Annotated in this window: 9 protein-coding genes; 6 read left to right on the top strand and 3 right to left on the bottom strand. The window is 47.8% G+C overall.

Features of this window, described 5'->3' with window-relative positions:
* Nucleotides 1-60: 60 nt before the first annotated feature.
* Nucleotides 61-1,467: a dicarboxylate/amino acid:cation symporter gene (locus tag ACEW9O_RS18360; protein WP_373551644.1), complete on the bottom strand. Its 1,407-nt coding sequence runs from the start codon at nucleotides 1,465-1,467 to the stop codon at nucleotides 61-63.
* Nucleotides 1,468-1,922: 455 nt separating this feature from the next.
* On the opposite strand from ACEW9O_RS18360, the gene ACEW9O_RS18355 reads away from it, so the two are divergent.
* Entirely contained in the window at nucleotides 1,923-2,735 is an 813-nt protein-coding gene (locus ACEW9O_RS18355) for a hypothetical protein (RefSeq protein ID WP_373551643.1), read from the top strand.
* On the opposite strand, the gene ACEW9O_RS18350 is transcribed toward ACEW9O_RS18355, so the two are convergent.
* Complete coding sequence (locus ACEW9O_RS18350; protein WP_373551642.1) at nucleotides 2,736-3,377, bottom strand: 4'-phosphopantetheinyl transferase superfamily protein; 642 nt, start codon at nucleotides 3,375-3,377, stop codon at nucleotides 2,736-2,738.
* Nucleotides 3,378-3,651: 274 nt separating this feature from the next.
* Here ACEW9O_RS18350 and ACEW9O_RS18345 point away from each other — a divergent pair, with 274 nt between their 5' ends.
* From ACEW9O_RS18345 to ACEW9O_RS18325, 5 genes are all read left to right on the top strand, one after another.
* Nucleotides 3,652-4,566 carry a WD40 repeat domain-containing protein gene (locus ACEW9O_RS18345; RefSeq protein ID WP_373551641.1) on the top strand — a complete coding sequence of 305 codons (915 nt, stop codon included), beginning with the start codon at nucleotides 3,652-3,654 and terminating at the stop codon, nucleotides 4,564-4,566.
* Between the two features lie 171 nt (nucleotides 4,567-4,737).
* Nucleotides 4,738-5,274: a dCTP deaminase gene (dcd, locus tag ACEW9O_RS18340; protein ID WP_373551640.1), complete on the top strand. Its 537-nt coding sequence runs from the start codon at nucleotides 4,738-4,740 to the stop codon at nucleotides 5,272-5,274.
* Nucleotides 5,275-5,329: 55 nt separating this feature from the next.
* Nucleotides 5,330-6,916, top strand: a complete 1,587-nt coding sequence (locus ACEW9O_RS18335; RefSeq protein WP_373551639.1) for a sodium-dependent transporter — start codon at nucleotides 5,330-5,332, stop codon at nucleotides 6,914-6,916.
* A gap of 410 nt (nucleotides 6,917-7,326) precedes the next feature.
* A complete protein-coding gene (locus tag ACEW9O_RS18330) occupies nucleotides 7,327-7,902 on the top strand; it encodes an RNA polymerase sigma factor (protein ID WP_373551638.1) in 576 nt (191 codons plus the stop codon).
* Nucleotides 7,883-9,331 (top strand): outer membrane protein, encoded by a 1,449-nt coding sequence (locus ACEW9O_RS18325; RefSeq protein ID WP_373551637.1) that lies wholly within the window; start codon nucleotides 7,883-7,885, stop codon nucleotides 9,329-9,331. The genes ACEW9O_RS18330 and ACEW9O_RS18325 overlap by 20 nt, the downstream gene beginning before the upstream one ends.
* On the opposite strand, the gene ACEW9O_RS18320 is transcribed toward ACEW9O_RS18325, so the two are convergent.
* The gene (locus tag ACEW9O_RS18320; RefSeq protein ID WP_373551636.1) at nucleotides 9,293-10,129 is read right to left on the bottom strand and encodes an alpha/beta fold hydrolase; all 837 of its coding nucleotides are present in this window, start codon (nucleotides 10,127-10,129) and stop codon (nucleotides 9,293-9,295) included. The genes ACEW9O_RS18325 and ACEW9O_RS18320 overlap by 39 nt on opposite strands.
* Between the last annotated feature and the right edge of the window lie 126 nt (nucleotides 10,130-10,255).

Genomic DNA, 10,255 nt, shown 5'->3' with positions numbered 1-10,255 from the left:
CCTTGTCTAAGCCTCTGCGGTAGCCTCAACCTTCTCAACCTCCCTCACCTTCTCAACTTTCTAAACTTGCGCAACCGGCTCTTCATCCACAAAGTTGGTCTCTCCTTCCCACTGGCCTACAATGGCCGTAGCCAAGCAGTTGCCCAGCGTGTTGGTGGCAGTACGCCCCATGTCCATGAGGGCATCAATACCCAGGATGGCCGCAATGGGCCAGTCTGGTAAACCAAATGAAGCGGCTGTTCCGGTCAGAATCACCAAAGACGCACGCGACACCCCAGCAATCCCCTTGGTGGTCAGCATGAGCGTGAGCAACATCGTGATTTGGGCGCCGATGGGCATTTCAATTTTACCCGCTTGCGCTACAAAAATAGCCGCAAGGGACAGGTACAAAGTAGAACCATCAAGATTGAAACTCAGCCCAGTAGGCAAAACAAAGGAAACTACCCGACGGGAAACTCCCATTTTCTCCATATTTTCCAAGGCTTTGGGCAACGCAGCCTCCGAGCTGGTCGTAGCAAAAGCGATGGTGACTGGTTCGCTGGCGTATTTCCAAAATCGCCGAACGGGGATACGGAAAATCAATGCAGCGGGGAGCAGTACCCCCAGAACAAATACTATCAATGCACCATATAAGGTGAGCAACAACAGCCCTAAATTGGCAAAAACACCCAAGCCCAGTTTGGCCACGGTGTAGGCAATTGCCCCACCTACCCCAAAAGGCGCAAAGTACATGACGATGTTGGTGAATTTGAACATGATCTCCGACAAGCTCTCCGCAAAGGTCAAGAAAGGACGACGGCGCTCTGGAGAAACTTGCGTCATCGCAAAAGCAAAAATCAAACAAAAGACAACGATTTGCAGGATTTCGCCCTCGGCCACCGATTTGATGAGGTTTTCAGGAAAAGTATGCAAAACGATCTCCGGACCAGTCATCGGCTTCCGTACTTCCGGGAGTGTTTCGGTAGTTGGCATGGGTGGCAGGTTTTCGCCTGCTTTGGTGATATTGATCGCTGCTAACCCGATTACCAAGGCAATGGTGGTCACAATTTCAAAATAAATGATGGCTTTAAGCCCCATGCGGCCTACCGCTTTCATGTCGGAATGCCCGGCAATGCCCACCAGCAGTGTACCAAAGATCAAAGGCGCAACAATGGTTTTGATCAATTTGATGAACACTTTGCTCATTACATTGTACCAGTCGGCACCACCAGGGAGCGTATGCCCAACTTCGGCACCCAGGATCAACGCAAACAAAATCCAGGTGGTGATGCTGCCTCGGCGGTAGGATAAATAAGCCAGTCCAGCCAGGCCAATCCAACGGGCAATGGTGGCAACCAGATCGGGTAAAACATGCAGGCCATAGGCCAGAAAATTAATAAACAAGGCTACGCCGACAACAATCCATACCGGCAATTGCTCCCTCAGGGTCATTTGTGGGGAAGCGGTTTTGGTGTTCGTTTGTTCCATCTCGTGCAGTTCTGTAATTTGGTTTCAGCGTACAAGATAGCAACAATGGTGAAAAACCTAGGACAGCAACAAAAATTCTTAAAACTGCCGGGAAAAGGAGAAGCTGAAAAAGACACTGCTGCTCAAAAGTTAAGTACATCAATCGTAACCAATCGCCGTTTTATCTCGTCTTAGGAACGGAAATTAAATAAAGTAAACGAGTTGAGTTGGCTATTTTTTGATTTGGCCAGGCGCGAGGAAGGCGCATAGTGAACTACGCAACTGACGAGTAACGCAGCAAAATTAAAAAAGAGTCAGTCAAATGTTTATTTTATTTAGTTTCCGTTCCTTTGCTCAAAAGAAATGCGCTTTGATCCAAAAAAAACCCGAGCTGATCGGAATTTGCAGGGATCAAAGGTATTTTGTTCGCTATCTTTAGGAACACTTATCCCGAATGATTAATCAAGTACCATATTATGTCAAACTTGCGTACCTACCTGAAAGAGCATTTCAATCAATTTTTGTACACTATACATTCCATTCCGGAGTCCATTCGCTTTTTTCGCAAAAACCGGCTTTGGGAAGGTTTTTTGAAGTATGGCTGGGTGAACAAAATTTTGATTTTGGTGGGCATTATTGCCGGACTCCAAACCCTGGGGAATGTTTTTGAGTCCATGAACGCAGTAGATACTTCCAATGCAATGGCGCTGATGAGTTCCATGGACAACTTTGTGGACAATCTGGTCAAAAGCCAATGGGAATTTTTCACCGACGAAGGATTTCGCTATGGCATCTTGATTCTGCTCGAAATTTTCATTTTCCACGTTACTCACCGCGCAGTAGACATTTTATTAAAAGATAAAATGCGGGAACCCCGCCTTAATGATTTCGTCAAAGCTCAAATTCGCATCGCCGTATTGGGCGTGATTTGTATGGTGGTAGAAGGGATTGTGGTTGCGATTGTTGAACCCATCCTTAAGGCTACTCCGGTGGTATCCTGGCTCAAAGAACCCATCCTGTTTTTTATCCATTGCTTCTTTATGGGCGTCCTGATTCTGGACAACTACAATGAAATGTTTGGTCTAAAAATCAAGGACAGTTTTAAATATTCCCTGCGTTTTCCAGGCATCGCCCTAGCCGCAGGGATTATCCTGCGGATTTGTTTTGTGGTGCCCATCATTGGACCGATTGTAGGTACTTTGGTAGCTGCCGTAACCGTATCTATCGTGATGCATGAATTGGCCAATTTGCAATTAGGAGATGGCGACTGGGAAGAGGAATTGGTGTGATTATACCTCCAAAATAGTGGCAGTCACCAACATACAATCTTCAAACTTACTGTACTTTAAGGCAAAAGTGGCTTCAAATTCGTCCTTGATGACCCGCCCTTGAAATGAGCCACCTTCTGTTTGATAGTCAAAAGGATCGAGTAGAAGGTGGTCGCAAAAATCGATTTCCCGTTTTCCATAAGCCTTGTACAGCGCTTCTTTGGCACACCAACATACGTGTAGGTGGGCGATGCGGTGTTCGGCTGGATGGATAAACGCCAGTTCGCGTGGACTTAAAAAACGTGGGGCCAGCCGCCCGATTTTTTCGACTATTTGTTGAATGTCAATGCCTAGCACTTTTTTTCCCACCATCGCTGCCGCCAACTGATGGGAGTGGCTGATTGAAACATGCAGCGGGCTATTGTGTAAATGTGGCTTGCCGTATTCATCCTTGACTAGGATAGCCCTTTCAGCTCCCGGAACCAATGCTGCCACCAGCTGGCGAACTGCCAACCACTCCATTCTTCGCCAACCTTTAATGGCTTCCAACTGAGCATGCTCAGCGGCACTGAGTTGCAACTGTTCCAAAAACCACGCTTCGGATTCTTCAATGCGCCAGATGGCGTAGGTACTCTGATCTTGATGTTGACTAACGATTGGCATTTCTGGTCTATATGCATATATTTGAGCGCATCGACCAGCGTCAGAGCCGCAAAACGTCTGTAGAAAAAGGACAAAAATCCAGCATGGAGGTGCAGCGCACCGGAACAATACTCGCGAAATGTTTCGGTGCGCTGCACCTTGTACGCTGGTATCATGCACTAAATCTACAGACGTTTTGCGGCGCTGCCGCTAGTCGTAAGCGCTAATTGTTGCAAATAACTAAATTTTTCACCGTTATTTTTTGTCAAAAAAGCGCATCAAAGCCAAGAAAAATATGGGTTCTTCCTTACCTCTTCAACGCCATGCCGTACTCACCGGTCACAATGCTGCGGTATTTGCCCTGAGTCCAACGGATGATTCCCGTTTTTTCCTTTCCGGAGCAGGGGAGGGTTGGGTGGTGCGTTGGGACCTGGAAGCACCCGAATTGGGCAAATTGATCGCCAAAGTGGATACCCAAATTTTTTCCCTTTTACATTTGCCCGATCTCAATCAAGTTGTGGTTGGCAACATGAATGGGGGGGTGCATTGGGTAGACCTGAGCGAACCCGAGCAAACCAAAAACATCGCTCACCACCGCAAGGGTGTTTACCGCATCCTGCGCATAGGGGAGCAGGTGTTTACCGCAGGGGGCGATGGCATCTTGACGCGTTGGGACATCCACACTGCCCGTACCCTGGAGAGCATTCAACTCAGCCACCAAAGCCTGCGTGGATTGGCTTACTGCCCCATCCGCCAGGAAATTGCAGTAGGGGCCAGCGACCATAACCTCTACATTGTAGACATTGATACCTTTCAAATCAAAGCCAGTATCCCCAAAGCGCACAACCACTCGGTTTTTTGTGTGCAATACAGCCCCGATGGCCGATACCTCGTCAGTGGTGGCAGGGATGCCCTGCTCAACGTTTGGGATGCCGAGAACCTGGATTTGCTCAATTCACAAGCTGCCCACTTGTTTACCATCAATGACATTGTTTTTAACCCCACAGGCACTCTGTTTGCCACCGCCAGCCGCGATCGAACCATCAAAATCTGGGATGCTGAAAGTTTTAAGTTAAACAAAGTATTGAACACCATCCGGGATCATTGCCACGTCAATTCGGTCAATGCCTTGCTCTGGTCAACGCACGACGATCTTCTGGTTTCCGCCAGTGACGACCGCAGCATCATGTTGTGGCGGAGTTTGTCGTAAAATTTAATTTTGTACCTTGCCGCCTTCATAGTAGTGGGGCAAAAATAAGTGTCCATTTTTTCTGAGCCAAAGGATTAGATAAGACACTTGAAATGAATTGTTTACTCATCTAACCCTTTGGCAAAATGAACACTTATTTTTTTATCGCCCCATAGAAAACCACTCGAACACATGATTTTTTCGGACAAGAAGATTTTAGAGTCAATTGAGGCAAAAAAAATCGTCATTGAACCTTTTAGCCGCGACTGTCTGGGCACCAATTCCTACGATGTACACCTGGGCAAATGGCTGGCCATGTACAAAGACCAAGTCCTGGACGCCCGCAAACACAACGAAATAGAACACTTCGAAATACCCGAAACAGGTTTTGTACTACACCCCGGCATTTTGTACTTGGGCGTAACCGAGGAATACACCGAAACCCACAATGCCGTCCCTTTTCTCGAAGGCAAATCCAGCGTGGGCCGCCTGGGCATCGACATTCACGCCACCGCAGGCAAAGGTGATGTAGGTTTTTGCAATACCTGGACCCTCGAAATTTCTTGCACCCAACCCGTACGGGTTTACATGGGGATGCCCATCGGCCAACTCATTTATTTTGCCGTGGAAGGAGAAATCGAACGTTACTACAACCTCAAAACCGACGCCAAATACAATCAACGCACAGAAAAACCAGTAGAAAGTATGATGTGGCGGAATAGTTTTTAAATTTGATTCATTTTTACCAATAAAACCTTATTCAATCACTAACCTTCACAATGGTATGAGTAGTAGCAATACAGAATCCTGGGGCTCCCGAGTTGGCCTGGTACTGGCCATGGCGGGCAACGCGGTAGGTCTGGGTAACTTCCTGCGCTTCCCCGTACAGGCCATCCAAAACGGTGGTGGTACTTTCATCATTCCCTACCTCGTCTGTTTTTTATTGATGGGTATTCCACTGTTGTTTGTGGAATGGTCGATGGGACGATTTGGTGGTAAATACGGCCACCACAGTACCCCTTTTATCCTTGATTCCATGTCGAAATACCGCTTCTGGAAATACATCGGGGTATTTGGTATTTTTACCAACCTGGCCGTAGCAGCTTATTATTGCTACCTGGAAAGTTGGACTTTGGGTTACGTTTGGCACTCAATATCGGGTACCTTCAATGGGCAAACCCGCGACGAAGTGGCCAACTTCTTTACGAATTATACCAGCTTAAGTGATGCCCAGCCGATCATTTTCTGGGTCATTTGTTTGGTGCTCAATACCTGGATTTTGTCCCGCGGTTTGAGTGGTGGAGTAGAAAAAGTAGCCAAAGTTGGTATGCCTTTGTTGATCCTGTTTGGCGTTATTCTGGCCATTCGTGGGGTGACTTTGCAGCCTGGCAGTGGAAATGCCTTGTATGCAGGTACTGAAGGTTTGAATTACCTCTGGACACCCGACTTTTCCACCATCTGGTCGCCCAAAGTCTGGCTGGCCGCCGCCGGGCAAATCTTCTTTACCCTCTCGGTGGGCATGGGTAGTATCCAGTGTTATTCCTCGTACCTCAAATCCCGCGACGACGTAGCACTCAACGCCATGAGTGCGGGTTGGATGAACGAATTTGTCGAAGTGTGTTTAGGTGGTGCCATCGTTATTCCAATTACCGTTGGTTATTTTGGCGTAGATGGTATGCTGGAACTGGTGAATAAAGTGGGTGGTTTGGGTCTTGGTTTCCGCACCCTGCCGTTTTTGTTCCAACAATGGGGCCCATTCCTGGCGGTTATGGCCAGTGTGATGTGGTTTGGTTTGTTGTTTTTTGCGGGCATTACTTCATCCCTGGCCATGGGAACCCCTTGTGTGGGCTTCCTGCAGGATGAATTTGGCTGGAAAAGAGAACGTGCCGCCTGGGCTTTTGGGGCTACTGTAGGAATTTTGGGACTACCTACTGTCTTGTTCTTCAACTATGGCGTCTTCGACGAATACGACCACTGGGCCGGTACGGTATCCTTGGTTGTTTTTGCTTTCTTCGAAATCATCCTTTTTGCTTGGGTTTTTGGCATGAAAAAAGGCTGGGAAGAAATCACCCGCGGTGCCGACATCAAAGTACCGATTGTTTTCAAGTACATCATTCAATACGTGACCCCAGTTATTCTGGGTTGGGTATTGTTTACAAGTATGCCTGCGAACTGGGAAAAAATCATGAACACTGGTCTGTACGCTCAAATTGCTGAGGCTACTGACCCCGCCGTGATTGCCCACCTGAAAAAAACAATTTTGTACCAAAACATCGCACGCATTGGGCTTTTGGCCATTTGGATAGGGATTGCGGTATTGGTATACGTGGCTTACCGCAAGCGCCAACGCGAAGGTAGATTCACGCATTAATCATTCAAAAAACTATTACCATGAATACAACTGCATTGATCATGTATCTTGGCGCAAATATTACGGTGGCTGCTTTCACTACGTACTTTTTTTACAAAGTACTGACCACGCCAGCACAGCAACACGAGGAGGAGGACTAATAGTCACCTATCACACTGCTGGACATTTCGCATCTGAAAATAAAAATGTCCAGTAGTGTGGTCACCTCTTTACAAACGGCACGCTCTTTGCACAAAGAGCGTGCCGTTTGTCGTTAAAAAATGGAGTATTTATTCCACTAAATCTATGCTGCACTAAGCAGCATTTTGGAATCCCGATACGTTCCCCAATTGTCGATTTACCGACCCAATTTGAGAAGGCTATTGGCAGTGTGGAATAATCTTTGTAGCTTGGATAAATTTTCGTGGTCTATGGAGATAGCATGGCCTGCCAACTATGGAGAAGACGACTTGATACAAGCCTGTGTACGGCGAGAGCGTTGGGCACAACAAGCTTTGTATGAGCAGTACTACGGTAAAATGATGGGCGTTTGCCTCCGCTACTCAAACGGAGAAGAAGATGCCCTCGACATTTTGCACGAAGGCTTTATCAAGGTTTTCAAAAATGTGAATAAATTTCAGCCAGGTACTTCAATCACGGCGTGGATGCGGCGCATCATGGTCAATACGGCCATTGATTTTTACCGCAAAAGTATCCGTCGCCGTACTGAAGATATCGATCAGGCCGTCCAACTGAGCGTAGAAGACGCCGATGCCGTGAGCATGTGCAGCCAACAGGAAATCCTGGAAGCCATCCAACAACTCACTCCTGCATACCGAACCGTTTTCAACCTGTACATCTTGGAAGGTTATTCCCACAAGGAAATTGCCGACCTTTTGAACATTACCGAAAGCACCTCCCGGTCTAACCTGGTGAAGGCGCGCCTCAAACTGAAAGAGATGTTGATGTCTCGCAACTACGACGAAAATGGAGCAGCCGCAATTTGACCGACTCATTCGCGAAAAACTGGAGAACCTGAATCCGGAGTTCCGTGCCGACCATTGGCAACGGATGGAAGAAGCCATGTCTTTTGATGAAGAACTTGAGCCTGTGAATGCCGCTGAATCGGCTTTCGACCGGGAAGTACTTCAACAAATGCGGCATTTCAATGTGGGGGCTGCACCTCGGCATTGGGCGCGGTTGCGCCGTCGGATGGAGGAGGCTTTGTATTTGCGCAAACTTATCCTAGGTTCCAAATTTGGCGAAGTTTTGGTTTTTACGCTGGCCTTATTGCTTTTTGTCCAATTGCCACTATCCAATCCAGAAAATAAACCTTCTTTTCCTGATCAAAATACCGCGCCTCAGCAGCAGGCAATTGCTGGACGTTTGAATCCACCCACAACCACGAACCACTCTGCCGCAAAGGCACCTAAAAATAATTTGAGCCAAGGCCGCAACATCCGTCAGGACAATAAAGGCCATGATCAGGTATTTTCCTACAATGCGCCCGAGGTTGAAATTGTATCACACCCCAACCACCAGGTACTCTCTACACTGGAATCTGCCAACCTAACCCTGGCTGGAAAAACGCCTGAGTTGGAAGCTCAAAAACTACCAATTGAAGACCCCAATCAGGCTGAGGCCATGTCCAATTACTACGTGTTTGGCAATCAATTGACCCCCTTAGCCCAACAACGTTCCAATGCGGTATCGGCACGACGCCTGAACATTTTTGAAGCCAATACCCTGAAACCATTCCGCAAAAAGACCCTCTTGAGTGCGGCCATGTTTGGTGGTTCGGATTACAATCAAATCATTACACCCGCCAACGAAGAGAACCGCACCGACGCGTTCATCCGCTATGCCTTGGGCTACAGTGGAGGGATTCTTTTTTCAGCAGAAAGAGGCCGTTGGGAATTGGGTACAGGTTTGATTTATGCAGCGAAGCCTTACAATCCTCGCCAGATCATAAAACTCGAGGGTAGTTTAGATCAAGGCTATACCAAAGCTTCGTTCAATCAGGTTGCCCTCGACATCATCAATATTCCTTTCCACGCACGTTATAATTTCTTCTTGCACAAACGCTCCCGTTTGTATGCAGTGATAGGAGGTTCCTTGCAGGTTGCTGCTTCGACGTCCTATTTCATTACCACCACTTCTTCCAACCCTGGGCCATTAAAACCAGAGATGCGGGATGTTCCCTTCGACAACACCTCGGGTGGAATCCTGGAAGGCGGCTCGGTGAAAGAAAACGGCTACATCACTGGCAACCTGGGCTTGGGCGTAGAACATTTTATGAGCGACCGCTGGAGTCTATTTGCTCAACCAACCTACCAACATTCACTCGGCCATTTTTCGGATGGATTTGGACCTAGCCGCGACCGCATCAATACCTTGTCACTCTGGATGGGTATCCGCGTGCGAATCCTTGAATAAACCTGAGGCCCATTGGGGCAAAACAGCGGCATGAAACAAATCATGCCCGGCTTCGGCAATACTTGTCCATTGCAGTTGGGGGATTCGTTGGGCCAGATGGGCAAAGGAAGCAGGCGGGATCACCGCATCACGTTCCCCTGTAATGAGCTGCACGGTTCGATCAGGCTTTGCAGACAATAAGGAACAGCTTGACTGTAGAGTGGGAAAAGCGGCGGCAGAAAGCCAAATGCCTTTTAAGCGCTTGCGAGTAGCTTCCGTTTGTAGGTGCTGGCGCACAAATTTCACGCTGAAAGCATCCAACCATTTCCATTCATAGAGTTTGTTCGCCCACTTCAGCAACAGCTCAGACCGATCGAACCAACGAACCACTTGTTTTTTGAGGACTAACGGTAAGTGATCAAAAAAAGCATACCAACCACGGCGCGGCAATCCATCCGGGGCCAATAAAACCAAATGCTCCCAACGTGGCGCTTCCACTTGAGCCAGGGCTAAACAAAGCCGAGCGCCAAAACTAAAGCCCAAGGCGCTGTACCGCAACTGCTGTTTTTCGGCCAACAACAAATCAATAGCTTCCTGTATGTCACTCAAAGAAAAACAGTCCTTCTCCCAAGTGGAGGCCCCATGCCAGGGCAAATCCAGCGCAATCAAACAGACATCTTTGGGCAAATAAGGGGCTAAGGCTGCAAAAACACTTCCATCCTGAGCGAAGCCGTGGAAGGCGAGCCAGAGGTGGGGGCCATTTCCATATTGGTGGTAGGAGATGGTTCCGTGGGTGAGATGTAATTCGTTTTTTTGCATGAAAAATTAAGCCTGCTTTAAGCGGCGTCGTTGGCGCATCATTACTAAGGTGATTCTTAAGTTTCTGAGGTTTCTTAGGTGGTGAAAAAAGAACCTCCTTCTTCACCACCTAAGAAACCTTAGACA

Source organism: Haliscomenobacter sp., from assembly GCF_041740695.1.
Taxonomy (GTDB): Bacteria; Bacteroidota; Bacteroidia; order Chitinophagales; family Saprospiraceae; genus Haliscomenobacter.
Note: the sequence above shows the minus strand (reverse complement) of the source record. Positions and strands in the feature narration are given on the sequence as shown.